Below are 15962 nucleotides of genomic sequence, written 5' to 3'. Positions count from 1 at the left end.
CGACTGTGGGCAACCGGTTGACCCCGTGACTGTCATGGGGTCAACCGGTTGCCCACAGTCGCCTGAGGTGGTCCCACGCCACCTGACCGTTCAATGATCTCGCCGTTCCCCATCGGCTCGGCCACGGGCCAGCGCCACGAGGAGTGCCTCGCGCAGCTGCGCGGGGCGTCGGAGGTCTCGAGCCGTGGCGCGGATGACCGCCCACCCGGCAACCTCCAGCAGCCGGGTCCTCGAGATGTCGTGCTGCCACTGCCGGCGGTCGGTGCGGTGGTGGTCGCCCTCGTACTCCAGGACCACGCGCTGGTCGCGCCATACCAGGTCGCCGGTGGCCAACCATTGGCCGTCGACGTCGAGGACGGGCGCATTCACCGCCGGCGCCGGCACTCCCCATGTGAGCACGAGGAGCCGCAGGCGGCTCTCCGGTGCGGAGGCGGCTCCGGCATCGGCCTGCGCGAGGGCGCGCAGGGCCCGGGAGTTGCCCTTGCTCCCGGCCCGCAGCCTGCTCGCCAGGAGGTCCGGGGTGACGAGGCCCTCCACCGGGCAGCGCCGCCCGAGGACCGCGTCCGTCAGGGCCACGTGGTCCGCCTCCCCGAGCACGACCGCCATCTGCGCCCACGTCTGGGCGAGCGAGGTGCAGCGCGTCTCGCCCACCTCAGCCACCGTCAGGCCCCTCACCCGATGCCCCTTCACACCGCGACGACGGGGCGGGGTGAGCGGGGGCTCCACGCTGACGTGAACGGGCTCGTGCGGTGTCCACATGCTCGGCAGCGGGAGTCCGTGGAGCCGAGCGGCCGTCACGTGGCTGAGCACGCAGTGGGCCGGCAGCACCTCGAGCACGGCCCGGGCCACCTCATGGCACCGTGTGGCCGAGGTGACCAGAAGGCCCTGGGTCGGGCTCCAGGCCCCCGCGTCCTGCAGCGCCATCCGGCTTGTGACGCGGCCGTCCGGTGTGGTCACGCGATGGCCCCGAGTGGTCCGGTATGCCTTGAACGACGCTCTGTCCATGGCCGGATGCTGGCTGATCCGTCCGCCTCAGGGCACTCGTCATCCACAGCCGTGACCCCACGCAGCCAACCGTGGGCAACCGGTTGACCCCACGACTGTCGCGAGGTCAACCGGTTGCCCACGGTGGCCAGAGGAGGGCGGCCAGGGAGGGGCAGACGCCCCTCAGCCGCGGCGGGCCAGGGCCTCCACGTGGCGCTGGTGGTACATCGACGGCAGGCAGGCGGCCTCCACCAGGGCACGGGAGGCCTCGAGGTCCCCCATCGCGCCGGCGAAGGCGGTCCGCATCGTCACGCCGTGCACCGGGGCCCGGCCCAGCTCGATGCGGTCCCCCGCCCGCACCACGCCCGGCTCCACCACGCGCAGGTAGGTGCCGCACCGCCCCCGCGCGGTGAACCGCTTGAGCCAGCCCCGTTCGTCGAGCCACGCGGCGAAGGTGCGGCATGGCCGGCGCGGGACCGACACCTCCAGCAGTGCCGTGCCGATGCGCAGCGGCTGGTTGACCACGAGCGCCTCCAGGTCGATGCCGGTCGTGGTCAGGTTCTCCCCGAACGCCCCGCAGGCGAGCTCCCGTCCCAGCTCGCCCTCCCAGTGGTCGAGCTCCTCGCGGGCATAGGCGTACACCGCCTTCTGCGCCCCGCCGTGATGTTGGCTGTCGCCCACCACGTCGCCGCGCACGCCCGGCCCGTCGCCGTAGGCCGGCCCCGGCGTGAACAGCTCCAGCTCCCCCACCGGCCGCTTGTCGATGCCGCTCACCCGGTCGGCACCGCCCGGGTCCGGCTGCGGGTGGGCCAGGTTGGTGGAGAGCACGTGCGAGTCCATGCGCGCACGGTAGCCGCGGTGGACCCGCCACGCGGCGGGCCGGGTGCCGAGCCGCGGGAAAGTGGCTGACGCGCGCCCGCCCGGCGGGGTACCGTCCGCCTGTGACCCAGGACACTGCACCCCAGACCGCCCCCGCCCGCGAGAGGACGGCGATCGACGCCATCGCCGACGCCCAGCTGGCCGCCGAGGTGGCCCTCTCCCCCACCGCCGCCACCTACCTCGGTGTGCCCGGCGACGAGACGCGTCTCGACGACGTCTCCCCCGCGGGCCTCGCGAAGCAGGCCGAGCTGGTGCGCGACACGCTCGCGAAGCTCGACGCCGCCGAGCCGGTGGACGAGACCGACCGCGTGACCCTGGAGGCCATGCGCGAGCGCCTCGGCCTGGAGCTGGAGATGCACGAGGCGCTCATCCCGCACGGGGCGCTGAACAACATCGCCTCCCCGCTGCAGGGCTTCCGCGACGTGTTCGACCTCATGGCCACCGACACCGCCGAGCAGTGGCGCACCATCGCCCAGCGCCTCGGCGCCGTGGAGGGCGCGCTGGACGGCTGGTTCGCCTCCCTGGCCCACGCCCGCGAGGCCGGCAAGGTGCCCGCACAGCGGCAGGTGCGCGCCTGCATCGGTCAGTGCGAGGACAACTCCGCTGACGGCGGCTTCTTCGACGCCTTCGCGCGCGACGCCCGCCTCGAGGACGGCTCCGACCTGCCCGCCGACGTCCGCGAGCTGCTGGAGACCAACGCCCGCGCCGCCAAGGAGGCCTACGCCGCCGCCGGTCGCCGCTTGACCGAGGAGGTGCTGCCCACCGCGCGCGAGGAGGACGCCTGCGGCATCGAGGCCTACCGCTTGCACTCCCGCTACTTCCTGGGCGCCGAGGTGGACCTGGAGGAGACCTACGCCTGGGGGCAGGCCGAGCTGGCCCGCATCGACGGGTTGATGCGCGAGACCGCCGAGCAGATCAAGCCCGGCGCCACGGTCAAGGAGGCCGTGGCCGTGCTCGACGCCGACCCGGCCTACCAGCTGCACGGCAAGGACGCCCTCCAGCAGTGGATGCAGGGCAAGGCCGACGAGGTGATCGAGAAGTTCAGCGGCGTGCACTTCGACATCCCCGAGCCGGTGCGCACCATCGAGTGCATGATCGCCCCCACCGAGACCGGCGGCATCTACTACACCGGCCCGTCCGACGACTTCTCCCGCCCGGGGCGGATGTGGTGGTCGGTGCCCAAGGGCGTCACGGAGTTCTCCGCCTGGCGCGAGCTGACGACCGTCTACCACGAGGGCGTGCCGGGCCACCACCTGCAGGTGGCGCAGACGGTGTACCGCAAGGAGCTGCTCAACGACTGGCGCCGACTGGCCGCGTGGACCTCCGGGCACGGCGAGGGGTGGGCGCTGTACTCCGAGTGGCTCATGGCCGACCTGGGCTGGATGGACGACCCGGGCAACCGCATGGGTCTGCTCGACGGTCAGGTGCTGCGCGCCGCCCGCGTGGTGCTCGACATCGGCTTCCACTGCGGCTTCGAGGCCCCCGAGCTGGTGGGCGGCGGCCAGTGGGACTACGACAAGGCGTGGGCCTTCCTCACCCACTACGTGAACATGGAGGAGGGCTTCCTGCGCTTCGAGCTGGACCGCTACCTGGGCTGGCCGGGCCAGGCGCCGAGCTACAAGATCGGCGAGCGCCTGTGGCTGGAGCTGCGCGACGAGTGCCGCGCGCGTGCCGAGGCCCGCGGTGAGGAATTCGATCTCAAGGCCTTCCACCGCCGGGCGCTGGACCTGGGCGGCATGGGCCTGGACACCCTGCGCGAGGCGGTGCTCCGCGGCGCATGAGTCGCTCCCCCGACGGTGGGCGCGGGGCGAGGGGGCTCCCGCCCGCCGACACCGTCACCGGACGGCCCGTGCCCTGCCCTGCGCCGCCCGACACGTTCTACGACCTGCTGGTCGACCCGCGCCGCCGCCCGGAGTGGCAGTCCTCCCTGCGCCGGGTCGATGCCGTGCGCCCCGCCGGGGGCGGCCCGGTGGCCTCGTCCGGCACCACCTGGCGGGACGTCACCGTGGTGCCGGGCATCACCCCGTCGATGCGGTTGACCGTCGCCGAGCGCCCGACCCACTGGGTCGAGGAGGGCCGCTTCGGGGCGTTCCGCGCCTGGCTGCGGCTGGACCTCCTGCCCCACGGCGCGGGTTCGCAGGCCGTGCCGCGGTTCGTCGTCCACGGGCCGCTGGGGCTGGGCCGGCTGCTGACCCTCACCGCGGTGCCCGCCATCCGGGCGGACCTGTACCGGGCAGCAGCGCTGGCCGCCGTCGCCTGAGCGCGCGGGAGCCGGGTGCCCCCGGTGACTCAGCGGGAACCGGGCACCGGCGCCATCGCGACCAGGACCACGTGGTCGGTGCGTCCCCTCGCCGGTGTCCGGCCACCGCACCGCTCGGACCAGCGGCGCAGCACGGCTCCGAGCTCCCGGGCGAGTTCCTCGGCCTCCTCGCCCTCGAGGGACAGGTGCACGCTGCTGTGGATGCTGCTGCGGTCCGGCCGCTGGCCGGGGGAGGACGGGGTCGGGGTGTTGGAGACGCTCACGCCCGCCTGCCCCGCCTCCTGGTGCACCACCAGGGCCATCGGCGCCTCCCCCACCAGCGCCCGGTGCAGGGCCTCGGCGAGCACCCGGTGGGAGCCGGCGACCATGCGCTCGAGGTGGCCCGCGGGCAGGTGTGCCGGCGGCACCACGAAGCGCCGGGCGACCACCCGGTAGAGCCGGACGGGGCGCCCGGCACGGGGCCGTGTCTCGACCACCTGGAGCAGGCCGAGGTCGTGCAGCCGCCGCGTCCAGTAGTGCGTGCGTCCCAGCGACTCGCCCAGGTGATCGGCGGCATCGGTGATGGACGACGGCCCCGCGAAGTAGGGCGCCAACCACCTTGCCGATCCACCCCTGGTCAGGACGCGCACCGCGGCGGGATCGGTGACCTCGAGTTCCTCCAGCACCTACTCAGGATAGAGCGTTGTGGTCCAAGTAGACCGCTGCGTAGGTTCCTCGCATGACCGAGCTGCTGCGCCGCGAGGCGCTCTTCTGCCGGGACGCCTGGCGGGCCTCCCCCACCCACGTGGTGCTGGGCTGGCTGCTGGTGCTGGGCAGCGCCGCCGCCAGCCTGGCGTCCGTGCTGGCCACGGCCCACCTCATCGGCGCGCTGACCGGGGGTGCCCCGGCGGCCACGACCCAGCGGTGGTTGCTGGCCACGGTGGCCGGGTTCGCCGCCGTCCCGGTGTGCAACGCGCTGCTCGGCTGGCTGGGTTCCAGCCACCAGGCCAGGATGACCGCCGCCCAGCTGGACCGGCTGGGCGCCCTGGCCGACGCCCCGCACGGCACGGCGCACCTGGAGGACCCGGCCACCTCCGGTGAGCTGACGGCGCTGACCTCCGACCTGCGCAGCCAGTTCGGCCTGACCGCCACCCACCAGGGCTGGATCGCCCTGGGCGTCCGGGCCCAGGGGGTGGCTGCGCTGGTGGTGGTCGCCGGCTGGTCGGTGCTGGTGGCGGTGCTGCTGCTGGTCGCGCAGCTGGCCTTCGGGCAGCTGTTCACCGCCTACATCCAGACCGTCCAGCGCGACCTGCTGGAGGCCGAGTCCGGCGAGCGGCGCATGGCCGGCTACCTCCACGGGCTACTCCTGGACCGCTCGGCGGGCAAGGAGGTACGCCTGTTCGGGCTCACCGAGCACCTGCTGGACGCTCACGCCACCGTGTGGACCGCCGCCCAGCGCGGCGTGGAGGCCCGGCGCGCGGCGGCCATGCGGCCCTCCCTGCTCGGTAGCGCCCTGGTGCTGCTGGCCACCGCCGCGGCCACCGGGTGGGCCGCCCACGACGCGTGGGTGGGCGCGGTCAGCACCACCACCCTTGTGGCCGTCGTGCAGGCCCTGGCCGGCCTGTCCGCTCTGGGCCCGCTGGGCGACCTGTCGGTCTCCGCGGCGCGTGCTCGCCTCTACGCCGGTCGGTTGGCCGACTTGGAGGCCCAGGCCGGTCCGCCCGCTGTCGCGGCCCCCCGCGCCGGTGGTGGGGCGGCTGGCCTCAGCCTGCGGGGCGTCACCTTCACCTACCCCGGTGCCGCCGCCCCCACCCTGCGCGACCTCAGCCTCGAGGTGCCCGCCGGTCAGTCGGTGGCCGTGGTGGGCGTCAATGGCGTCGGCAAGTCCACCCTCATCAAGCTGGTGGCCGGCCTGCACCGGCCCGATGCGGGGACGGTGCGCGTGGGCGGCGCCGACCCCGGCACCGACGACGCGGCCCGCCAGCGGGTCTCGGTGATCTTCCAGGACTTCGCGCGCTACCCCCTGGGCCTGCGGGAGAACGTGCTCTTGGGCGCCCCGGCCGCCCGCACCGCCGGCGGCGAGGCGGCCGCCGAGGCCACGCGCCGCGCCCTGGCCACCGCGGCATCGACCAGCCTGCTGCAGCGCGTCGGCGGTCTGGAGGTGCCCCTGGACCCCGAGCTGGCCGGTGGCACGGACCTCTCCGGCGGTCAGTGGCAGCGCGTCGCCCTGGCCCGGGCGTTGGCGGCCGTCGACGAGGGCGCCGGCGTGCTGGTGCTCGACGAGCCGACCGCCGCGCTGGACGTCCGCGTGGAGGCCGACCTGTTCGAGCAGCTGCTGCGCTCGGCCGGCCAGGTGACCACGGTGCTGGTGAGCCACCGCCTCTCCAGCGTGCGACGCACCGACCGCATCGTGGTGCTGGGTCCCGGCGGCGTGGTGGAGGACGGCACCCACGACGAGCTGCTGGCCGCCGGCGGCGAGTACGCGCGGATGTTCACCCTGCAGGCCAGCCGCTTCGCCGGCGATGGCCCCGACGACGGACCACACCCCGACCAGGAGGCCCCCGGTGCGCGCTGACGTCCCCACCCCCTCGCCGCTGCGGGCCACCGGCTTCGTCGTGGCGGCCGCCTGGCGCAACGGGCCGCTGGCCTTCGTGGTCAGCCTCCTGGAGCCACTGGGCAACGTCCTGGTCTCGCTGACGCCGCTGTTCGTCGGCCTGGTCGTCGCCGGCGCGGTCGAGCACGACGCCACGCGGCTGGTTCTCGGCGTCGCGGGCCTGGTGGGCAGCCACGGCCTGGTCTGGCTGCTCATGCTTCTCGGTCTCACGCAGCGGATGCACGTGAACGACCGGCTGGGCTTCGCCTTCGACGCCCGCAGCGGCCGCCAGTCCGGCACCCTGCCCACCCTCGACCACCTCGTGGACCCTGCCCACCGCGACGCTCTGCAGGTGCTCTCCGAGCGCCGCGGTGCGATGGGGATGGCCTTCCAGTCGTTCGTCAACGTGCTGAACAACGGCGGCGCGGTGGTGGCCTCCTGCGTGGCGGCCTTCCTGGTGGACCCACGCCTGCTGCTGCTGGCCCTCGGCCTGCTGCCGGCGATGTGGGCCGCGCGCACCATCACCGGCTGGGACGCCGCCGCCGAGGAGGCCGCCGCCCCCGCCGGCCGCCTGGCCGGGAGCCTGCTGGACGCCCGTACCTCCCCCGCCGCGGCCGCCGAGCTGCGGGTGATGGGGGCACGCGGTCACCTGGCGGACCTGTCCGGTGCCGCGACCCGGCGCTGGCGCCAGCCGGTGGTGCGGGCCGAGCGCCGCGGGGCTTTGCTGAACGTGGCGGTCTCCACGCTGTACCTCGCGGCCGGCGGGGCCCTGCTGTGGTGGCTGGTGCAGGACGCGCTGGCCGGCCGCATCGGCCCGGGCACCGTGGCGGCGGCCGTGGTGGTGGTCGGCGAGCTGCCCACTCTGGCCACCCGGCTGCTGGGCACCTCCTTCCTCGCCGGCCGGATGGTGCGCGTCGGCCAGCGGGCGCTGTGGCTGCAGGAGTACGCCGCGGCCACCCGCCACCCCGGCGAGCTGGCACCGCCGGCGGAGCTGCGCCACGGCGTCGACCTGCGGGACGTGACCTTCACCTACCCCGGGGCCGAGCGGCCCACGGTCGAGGGGCTCGACCTGCACCTGCCGGCCGGCGCGACGGTGGCCGTCGTGGGGGAGAACGGGGCCGGCAAGTCGACCCTGGTGAACCTGCTGACCGGCATGTACGAACTCGACGCCGGGCAGGTGCTCGTGGACGGCGTGCCGCTGCGCGAGCTGGACCTCGAGGCATGGCGCGCCCGGTGCTCCGGCGCCTTCCAGGACCACCTCGCGCTGCAGACCACCGCCCGCGAGGCGATACGCATCGGTGCGCTCGACCGGTCCGACGACGACGCCACGGTGCTGGACGCCCTCGAGCGGGCGGCGGCCACCGACGTGCTGGACGCCCTGCCGGACGGCCTGGACACCCGCATCGGCCCCGAGCACGGCGGGGTGGGCCTGTCCGGCGGGCAGTGGCAGCGCCTGGCGATCGCCCGCGGGATGATGCGGACCGCTCCCCTGCTGCAGGTGCTGGACGAGCCGACCAGCGCCCTGGACCCGGCCACCGAGCACGCACTGTTCGACGGGTTCGCTCGCGCCGGGCACCGCACCCGGGCGGCCGGCGGCATCACGCTGCTGATCACCCACCGCTTCTCGACGGTCTCGGCCGCGGACCTGGTGGTGGTGCTCCACGAGGGGCAGGTGGCCGAGGCCGGCACCCACGCCGAGCTCCTCGCCGCGGGTGGCCGGTACGCCGAGCTGTACCGCATCCAGGCCGCGGGCTACCGGTGACGGGCGGGTCTACTGTGGCCGCATGAGCGCACACCCCACCTCCGCCGAACTTCCCGTCGCCACCGGTGTGATCGCCGGCGCCCCGATCCAAGAAGGGAAGGTGCGCGGCACAACCGTGGTCTCCGACGACCACGTGCGCACCGTCTGCTTCGCCATGGACGCCGGCACCGAGCTGGCCGAGCACAAGGCCGCCCACCGCATCAGCATCACCGTGGTGGCCGGACGGATGCGGTTCACGGTGCACGGTGAGGACCACGAGATGGTGGCCGGTGACGTGGTCAACCTGCCGCGGATGGTGGAGCACGCCGTCCTCGCGGAGGAGCCGACGCATTTCGTGCTCACCATGCACATCGGTGCCTGAGGGCTACCCACGGCCCACTAGCCTCGGGGGCATGACCCACACGCCCGAGTCCCCCTCCCCCGACGTCACCCCCGGCCACCGCCTGGTGTTGGCCAGCCAGTCCGCCTCACGCCGCGCGCTGCTGGCCGCGGCCGGCATCGAGGCCCGGGTGGAGGTCTCCGGGGTGGACGAGGACGCCGTCCTGGCCCGGGCGGAGCAGGTCCGCGGCGAGGCGCTGGCCCCCGAGGAGGTGGCGCTGCTGCTGGCCCAGGCCAAGTGCGAGGCCGTGGTGCCCCAGGTGGAGGACGACGCGGACGCGTGGGTGGTGGTCGGCTGCGACTCGGTGCTGGAGGTGGACGGGCGGGTGTTCGGCAAGCCGGGCACGCCCGAGGTGGCCGCCGAGCGCTGGCGGGCGATGCGGGGGCGCACCGGCGTGCTCCACTCGGGCCACTGGCTGGTGGACCTGCGTGACACCGACCCCGACGGCGAGGCCGGCTCCGGCGCCACCCTGGGCGGGGTGTCGTCCACGACCCTGCACTTCGCCGACGTCACCGACGAGGAGGTCGACGCCTACGTGGCCACCGGGGAGCCGCTGCACGTGGCGGGGGCGTTCACGCTGGAGGGGCGCGCCGCGGCGTTCATCACCCGTGTCGAGGGGGACCCCAGCGGGGTGCAGGGCCTCTCGATGCCGGTGCTCCGCGACCTGCTGGGCGAGGCCGGGCTCGGCGTCCACGAGTTCTGGGGCTGAGACCCCACGCACGAGGGTGGCGCGGGCACCTGTCCGCGCCGCCCTCGTCGTCGCTGGATCGAACCCGCTCAGGCCCCGGGCCGGTGGTGGCGTCCGATGGGGACCATCAGCGGCGTCCCCGCCACCGGGTCCGTGACCACCTGGCTGTCGATGCCGAAGACCTCGTAGATCACCGCGGGCGTCATGACCTCCTGCGGGCTGCCGGCGGCCACGAGCCTGCCCCCCGCCAGCGCGATGAGGTGGTCGGCATAGCGCGCGGCCAGGTTGAGGTCGTGCAGCACCATCACCACGGTGGTGCCCTTGCGCTGGTTGAGATCGGTGAGGAGGTCCAGCACCTCCACTTGGTGGCGCACGTCCAGGTAGGTGGTGGGCTCGTCGAGCAGCAGCACGCCCGTCTCCTGGGCCAGCGCCATCGCGATCCACGCCCGCTGGCGCTGGCCGCCCGAGAGCTCGTCCACCGGACGGTCGGCCAGCGCCGTCACCTCTGTCGCCTCCAGCGCCTGCGCCACGGCTCGGTCGTCCTCGCGGCTCCACCGCGCGAACATCCGCTGGTGCGGGTGACGGCCCCGCCCCACGAGGTCACCGACGGTGATGCCCTCAGGGGTGACCGGCGACTGCGGGAGCAGGCCCAGCCGCCGGGCGAGCTGCTTGGCGGGCATGCGGTGCACGTGCTCGCCCTCCAGCAGCACCTGTCCGTTGCGCGGCCTGAGCAACCGGGACATGGAACGCAGCAGGGTGGACTTGCCGCAGGCGTTGGGTCCGACGATGACCGTCACCCTCCCCTCCGGGAGGCCCAGGGTGAGGTCCTGGACCACCACGTGGTCCTGGTACCCGAGCGACAGCTCGTGCACCTGCAGGACGTCGTCCTCGCGGACGGCCGTGCCGGGGGTCTCCGAGACGGTCACAGGCTGCCTCCAGTGCGGTTGGTGCGGATGATGAGGTACAGCAGGTAGGGGGCGCCGAGCACGCCGGTCACCACTCCCACCGGGTAGCGGAAGGGGGTGAGGTTCTGCCCCACCCAGTCGGCGCCCAGCACCAGTGCAGCGCCCGTGAGCGCGGCCGGCAGGAGCACCGAGCCGTTCGGTCCCACCACGCGTGCGGCGATGGGACCGGCCAGGAAGGCCACGAAGGCGATGGGGCCGGTGGCCGCCGTGGCGATGCAGATGAGCGTCACCGCGGACAGGATCGCGAGCATCCGGCTGCGCTCCACGCGCACTCCCAGGGCGGTCGCGGCGTCATCGCCCAGCTGCCCGATGCTGATCTCCCGCGCGTTGGCCAGCAGAACGGTGCCCAGCACCACGACCGCAGCCGCGGGCAGCACCACCGAGGCCCAGGTGGCACCGTTCAGGGTGCCGGTCAGCCAGCGCAGGGCCTCGGCCAGCTGGGCCCGCTGCGCCTTCTCCAGCTGGATGGCCACCACGCTCTGCAACATGGCGGCCGCGCCGATGCCGATGAGCACCAGGCGCGTGCCGTGCAGACCTCCCCGCCACGAGAGCAGGTAGACCACCGCGGCCACGCCCAGGCCCGCCAGGACCGCCATGACCGAGACCCGGGTGTCGGTCCATCCCATCGAGATGATGCCGATGGCCGCCGCAGCGCTCGCCCCGGCGGTGATGCCGACGACGTCGGGGCTCGCCAGAGGGTTGCGAAGGATGGTCTGGAAGGTGGCGCCGGAGAGCCCGAACGCGACGCCGGCAACGGTCGCCATGGCCACCCGGGGCATGCGGAGCTCGCCGACGATGAACTCGGCCCCACCCGCGTCATCGCCGGTGGCGACCGCCCACACCTCTCCCAAGGAGTAGGCGGGGTCGCCGAGCGTCAGGCTCACGCCCACCAACGCCACGACCACGACGCCCAGCGCGAGCGTGCTGCCCGCCCAGCGCAGTTGCCGGGCACGGCGTCCGGACCGGACCAGCTCCTCGGTGGTGCTCACAGCTCCCTCACCTTGTTGCGTCGCACGATGGCGATGAAGAACGGCGCCCCCACCAGCGCGGTGATGATGCCCACGTCGAGCTCGGCCGGCGGGGTGACCACTCGCCCCAGCACGTCGCTCGCAGTGAGCAGCACGGCACCGCCCAGGGCGCTGAAGGGTACGAGCCAGCGGTGGTCGATGCCGATGAGCAGGCGGAAGAAGTGCGGGACGACCAGGCCCACGAACCCGATGGGGCCGGCCACGGCGGTGGTCGCACCGCACAGCACCACGGCGGCCGCGCTGGCCACAACGCGGGTGATCCACACGCGCTCGCCCAGGCTGGCCGCCACCTCGTCGCCGAGCCCCAGCAGGTTCAGCCCCCGGCTGACTGCCCAGACGACCACGAAGCCCACAGCCAGGAAGGGCAGCACGTGCAGCAGCACGGCCTCCGTGGCGCCGCCCACGCCGCCGATCTGCCACGAGACCACGTTGAGGCCGATGTCCTGGCGCGGCAGCACCACGGCCGAGACCATCGCTGTCAGGGCCACGGTGAACGCCGCACCGGCCAGGGCCAGCTTGAGCGGGGTCGGGCCGCCCCTCCCCATCGAGCCGATGACGTAGACGGTCACGGCGGTGACGGCCGCACCGGCGATGGCCACCCAGATGAACGATGTGGGCTGGGTGAGCCCGAACCAGGCGATGCCGACGGCCACCGCCAGGGAAGCGCCGGCGTTGACCCCCAGGATGCCGGGGTCGGCGAGCGGGTTGCGGGTGACCGCCTGCATCACCAGACCGGAGACCGCCAGGGCGGCACCGGCCACCATCGCCAGCGCGGTGCGTGGCACCCGCTTGGCCACCGCGGCCTGGTCGAAGCCGTCGACGTCGCCGGTGATGCCGGCCCAGACGTCGTCCAGTCCGACCGAGCGCGAGCCGATGGCGACCGACATCCACGCCGTCACCAGCAGCACCGCGACCATGACCAGCAGCACGAGTCCACGCAGGCGGCGCACCCGCGCCAGCGCCGTCACGACGGACGGGTGGGCGACGTCCGGGGTCCCCGAGGGGCCCGCGGTCGACTGGACCGCGGGCCCCTCGGGCTGTGTGGGCTCCGTCACTTGGCGGACGAGGCCTTGGCGCCGGAGGCCTTGGCACCAGACCCCTCACCGGCCAGCGCCTTGGAGATCTCCTCGACGTACAGCGGCACGTTCTCCGGGATCGACAGCGCGGTCGGGTTGGCAGCGGCGCCCACGGGGGACTCGCCGTCGAGGGCCACGATGGCCTTGTTCTTGACGGCCGGCAGCTGCGAGAGCACCGGGTCGGCGGACAGCGCCTCGTAGAGCTCCCCGCCGCCGTAGGTGATGATCACGTCGACGTCGGCCAGCTCGTCAGCCTTCTCGGTGCTGATCTTGCCGGCGTACTTGCCCGGCTCGCTGTGCTTCTTGATGCTGTCGGGGATCTTCATGCCCAGGTCCTCGAGGAACTTGGAACGGGTGTCGTCGGCGGCGTAGAAGTTGATCTCCGAGAGGTCCGTGAGGTCGACGTGCGTCATGAACATGGCGCTCTTGCCCTTGATCTCCGGGTGCTCGGCCACGGCCTTCTCGATCTCGCCCCTCAGCTCGTCCACCAGTTCCTCACCCTCGGCCTCCTGACCCAGGCCCTTGGCGTTCTGGAGGATGGCCTTGTCCCACTCGGTGGCCCACGGGGCGTCCGGGAAGGCGATGGTCGGGGCGATCTTGCTGAGCGTCGCGTAGTCCTCCTCGGACATGCCCGAGTAGCCCGCCAGGATCACGTCGGGGTCCGACTCGGCGATGGCCTCGAAGTCGTAGCCGTCGGTCTCGTCGAACAGCACCGGGGCCTTGGCACCGAGCTCCTGCAGAGCCTTGTCGGTCCACGGCTGGATGCCGTCGCCGTTGTCGTCGCCCCAGGTCATCTTGGCCATGCCCACCGGGGAGATGCCCAGCGCGAGCGGGGTCTCCTGGTTGGCCCAGTCGATGGTGGCCACGCGCTCGGGCTCCTCCGGGACGGTGGTGCTGCCGAAGGCGTGCTCCACGGTCACGGGCTCCCAGGCAGCGTCCCCACCCGACTCCGCCTCGCTGGAGGACTCTGCCGGGCTGGAGGACCCGGCCGCCTCGCTGGAGGAGTTGCTCGCCTCCTTCTCGGAGTCACCGCCACAGGCGGTGAGGGTGAGCGACAGGGTGGCCAGCAGGGCCACGGAGGAAGCCGAACGACGCATGGAGGATCTCCCCTTCTCGGAAATGGATAAGGAGAGGCTACCATAAGTTCATCCCTGCTCGAGTCGACCCTCCTCGGCTTCCAGCTGGGCCATGAAGTCACGCTTGCCGGCCTGCCACTCGTCCTCGGTGCAGCCCGTGCGCCAGTAGCCCGAGATGCTCACATCCGCCTTCGACAGGCCGTGCTCCACGAAGAGGTGGCGACGCATCTCCTTGACCATCTCCGCCACGCCGTGGACGAAGACCTGCACCCCCTCGGGCAGTCGCCCCCTCTCCCTGACCGCGTGCGCAAGCGCGTGCCCGTGAGCGGTCCCGTCGCGCAGCACCCGGTGGAGCTCGATGCCCTCTCCCTCGGGCAGCTCGGGAACGGCCTCGGCGGTGGACACCTCCACGAAGACCTGGGCGGTGCCGCCGGTGGCAATGATGCGCTCCATGGCGGCCGCGACGGCGGGGATCGCCGACTCGTCACCCGCCAGCAGGTGGTGGGCCTCCGGCGTCGGCGACCACGCTCCACCGGGTCCCAGGAAGGTGATGCGGTCGCCCGGCTGCGCGGAGGCTGCCCAGGGGCCGGCCAGCCCCTCGTCCCCGTGGCTCACGAAGTCCAGGGCCATGCGGCCGTTCCGCACGGTACGGACCGTGTAGGTGCGCGTGACGGGCCACCACTCGCGAGGCTGCTCGGCCTGCACCTTCTCCCGATCCACCGGGTGGCCGTAGGGCGCACCTGCGGGAGGGAAGAGCAGCTTCACGTAGTGGTCGGTGTGCTCCAGTTCCGGCAGCGCGCCCACGCCCTCGCCAGTGAGCCACACCCGCACCATCTCGGGCGTGAGCCACTCCACGGCATCTACACGGGCGCTGCGGACGGGGCGGGGCGGGCGACCCCCGGGCCCGGACCCGGGGACTGACTGCTGCGGGGGCTGGGACATGACACTCCTCACTTGGACTTAGGTAAGGCTAAACAAATCTCCTCAGAACTCGCCGCAGGTGTTCACCGGGGCCTTCCCGGAGAACACGGTGCCGAAGAACACCGACTGGCTCAGCGAGTGCGGCACGTAGCCACCCACGTGGGTGGGCGTGGCCGCCGAGTACAGCCGGACGCTTGCCCCACCCGTGCACCACTCCCGGGCCATCTGGCGCCCCTGCGCGTAGGGCAGCGTGTCGTCGGCGAGCGAGTGCGTCACCACCGAGGGCACCGCCGGCGCCACGGAGCCGAGCCGGTTCGCGCGCACCGCGGCGGCGAGCCGCTCGTCGGTGGCCAACAGCTCGGCGAAGGACCGGCCGTCACGGGTGAACTCGGAGGTCTTCTGGAAGGCCTGGGTCAGCGCCCACGGCACGCACTGGGTACGTGCCTCGGCGACCTTCGCCAGCCCCCGCTCGTTGAGCACCCGCTCGAGATCCAGGTCGTACTCGGCATCCAGACCCGCCAGGGCGAACCAGGCCAGGCCGGACATCATCGTTCCGTCCACCTTCGGCGCCACCTCCGCGAGGTCCGCGGCCGGGGCCCCGACGGCGGCGCCCCGCACGTCGAGCTCCGGGGCGTAGGTGGGTGCCAGCTCGGCTGCGGCCGCCGAGGCCGCCCCGCCCTGGCTGTACCCGGTCAGGCCGACGCGGGCTCCCTTCACCCCGAAGGCGTCGGTGCCGGTGACGGCCCGGGCGGCGTCGAGCAGCGCCCGGCCGTGCGGGGTGCGCGCCATGTAGGTGTGCTCCCCCTCGGTGCCCAAGCCCTGGTAGTCCGTGACCACCACGGTGTAGCCGGCGCGCACGAGATTCCGGATGCCCTCGAGCTCGTAGTACTGGTTGAGCGATGCCGAGCGGGAGGGTGCGCACTGGTCGCCCAGGCCCTGGGTGCCAGGGGCCAGCGCGACCACGGGGCGGGTGCCCTCGCCACGCCACGGCGCCTTGGGCGTGAGCACGAAGCCGGAGGTGGCCACGGTGCGCCCGTCCGACGCGGTGGAGGTGTAGAGCAGGCGCTCGGCGGAGTACTCGATGGTGTGCGCGCCGGCCGGGTCGAGGAGGAACTCCATCGTCTGGCGGCGCAGCAGCCGACCGGGGGCGTCGGGCATGTCCGCGGGGGTCTCGTAGAAGGCCGGGTCCACCGGATCGGCGGTCGGTGCGGCGGCGGTGGTGGTCGTCGCCCCCAGCGGGGTCCCGGCCCCGGCGGAGACGGGAACAGCCAGGGCGGCGGTGAGGCACAGGGTGAGGGTGGGCAGGGCGCGGCGCACGGGGGTCCTTCCGAAGCGTGTGAACAGGGGCCTTCGGGATCAGACCACAGGTCAC

General features: G+C 73.5%; 15 protein-coding genes. 6 read left to right on the top strand and 9 right to left on the bottom strand.

All coding sequences use genetic code 11. The annotated features are described in order from the left end of the window. Window positions 1-90: 90 nt before the first annotated feature. Both CYJ76_RS09385 and CYJ76_RS09380 read right to left on the bottom strand, forming a co-directional pair. Window positions 91-675: a DUF559 domain-containing protein gene (locus CYJ76_RS09385; RefSeq protein WP_144043071.1), complete on the bottom strand. Its 585-nt coding sequence runs from the start codon at window positions 673-675 to the stop codon at window positions 91-93. 492 nt (window positions 676-1167) lie between these two features. Continuing rightward, window positions 1168-1824 (bottom strand): MOSC domain-containing protein, encoded by a 657-nt coding sequence (locus CYJ76_RS09380; protein WP_101849950.1) that lies wholly within the window; start codon window positions 1822-1824, stop codon window positions 1168-1170. Between the two features lie 101 nt (window positions 1825-1925). On the opposite strand from CYJ76_RS09380, the gene CYJ76_RS09375 reads away from it, so the two are divergent. After that, a complete protein-coding gene (locus CYJ76_RS09375; protein WP_101849949.1) occupies window positions 1926-3644 on the top strand; it encodes a DUF885 domain-containing protein in 1719 nt (572 codons plus the stop codon). A gap of 68 nt (window positions 3645-3712) precedes the next feature. Further along, entirely contained in the window at window positions 3713-4123 is a 411-nt protein-coding gene (locus CYJ76_RS09370; RefSeq protein WP_180802274.1) for an SRPBCC family protein, read from the top strand. Between the two features lie 29 nt (window positions 4124-4152). Here the strand turns inward: CYJ76_RS09370 and CYJ76_RS09365 are convergent, their stop codons facing one another. Further along, window positions 4153-4788, bottom strand: a complete 636-nt coding sequence (locus CYJ76_RS09365; RefSeq protein WP_144043070.1) for a hypothetical protein — start codon at window positions 4786-4788, stop codon at window positions 4153-4155. 53 nt (window positions 4789-4841) lie between these two features. Between CYJ76_RS09365 and CYJ76_RS09360 the strand changes: the two genes are divergently transcribed. Genes CYJ76_RS09360 through CYJ76_RS09345 form a run of 4 tightly spaced genes read left to right on the top strand, consistent with a single transcriptional unit; the run spans window position 4842 to window position 9545 of the window. Then, window positions 4842-6677, top strand: coding sequence for an ATP-binding cassette domain-containing protein (locus tag CYJ76_RS09360; RefSeq protein WP_101849946.1), 1836 nt, complete (start codon window positions 4842-4844; stop codon window positions 6675-6677). Next, on the top strand, window positions 6667-8457 hold the full coding sequence (locus tag CYJ76_RS09355; protein WP_101849945.1) for an ABC transporter ATP-binding protein: 1791 nt from the start codon (window positions 6667-6669) through the stop codon (window positions 8455-8457). The genes CYJ76_RS09360 and CYJ76_RS09355 overlap by 11 nt, the downstream gene beginning before the upstream one ends. Window positions 8458-8479: 22 nt before the next feature. Next, window positions 8480-8818, top strand: coding sequence for a cupin domain-containing protein (locus CYJ76_RS09350; RefSeq protein WP_144043069.1), 339 nt, complete (start codon window positions 8480-8482; stop codon window positions 8816-8818). 31 nt (window positions 8819-8849) lie between these two features. Continuing rightward, window positions 8850-9545, top strand: coding sequence for a Maf family protein (locus tag CYJ76_RS09345; protein ID WP_101849943.1), 696 nt, complete (start codon window positions 8850-8852; stop codon window positions 9543-9545). 68 nt (window positions 9546-9613) lie between these two features. Here CYJ76_RS09345 and CYJ76_RS09340 read toward each other — a convergent pair whose 3' ends face one another. The 6 genes from CYJ76_RS09340 to CYJ76_RS09315 are packed head-to-tail and all read right to left on the bottom strand — an operon-like array spanning window position 9614 to window position 15907. After that, complete coding sequence (locus tag CYJ76_RS09340; protein ID WP_070704209.1) at window positions 9614-10402, bottom strand: ABC transporter ATP-binding protein; 789 nt, start codon at window positions 10400-10402, stop codon at window positions 9614-9616. A 44-nt stretch (window positions 10403-10446) separates the two neighbouring features. Continuing rightward, entirely contained in the window at window positions 10447-11478 is a 1032-nt protein-coding gene (locus CYJ76_RS09335) for a FecCD family ABC transporter permease (RefSeq protein ID WP_101849942.1), read from the bottom strand. Beyond that, window positions 11475-12572 carry a FecCD family ABC transporter permease gene (locus CYJ76_RS09330; protein ID WP_414467287.1) on the bottom strand — a complete coding sequence of 366 codons (1098 nt, stop codon included), beginning with the start codon at window positions 12570-12572 and terminating at the stop codon, window positions 11475-11477. The genes CYJ76_RS09335 and CYJ76_RS09330 overlap by 4 nt, the downstream gene beginning before the upstream one ends. Next, window positions 12569-13690, bottom strand: coding sequence for an iron-siderophore ABC transporter substrate-binding protein (locus tag CYJ76_RS09325; RefSeq protein WP_101849941.1), 1122 nt, complete (start codon window positions 13688-13690; stop codon window positions 12569-12571). The genes CYJ76_RS09330 and CYJ76_RS09325 overlap by 4 nt, the downstream gene beginning before the upstream one ends. A 48-nt stretch (window positions 13691-13738) precedes the next feature. After that, a complete protein-coding gene (locus CYJ76_RS09320; RefSeq protein ID WP_101849940.1) occupies window positions 13739-14611 on the bottom strand; it encodes a siderophore-interacting protein in 873 nt (290 codons plus the stop codon). A 42-nt stretch (window positions 14612-14653) separates the two neighbouring features. Next, on the bottom strand, window positions 14654-15907 hold the full coding sequence (locus CYJ76_RS09315) for a lipase family protein (RefSeq protein WP_083323420.1): 1254 nt from the start codon (window positions 15905-15907) through the stop codon (window positions 14654-14656). Window positions 15908-15962 lie beyond the last annotated feature (55 nt).

The organism is Kytococcus schroeteri (assembly GCF_002847825.1).
GTDB classification, from domain to species: Bacteria; Actinomycetota; Actinomycetes; order Actinomycetales; family Dermatophilaceae; genus Kytococcus; species Kytococcus schroeteri.
This window is presented reverse-complemented; position numbering and strand designations above follow the sequence as displayed.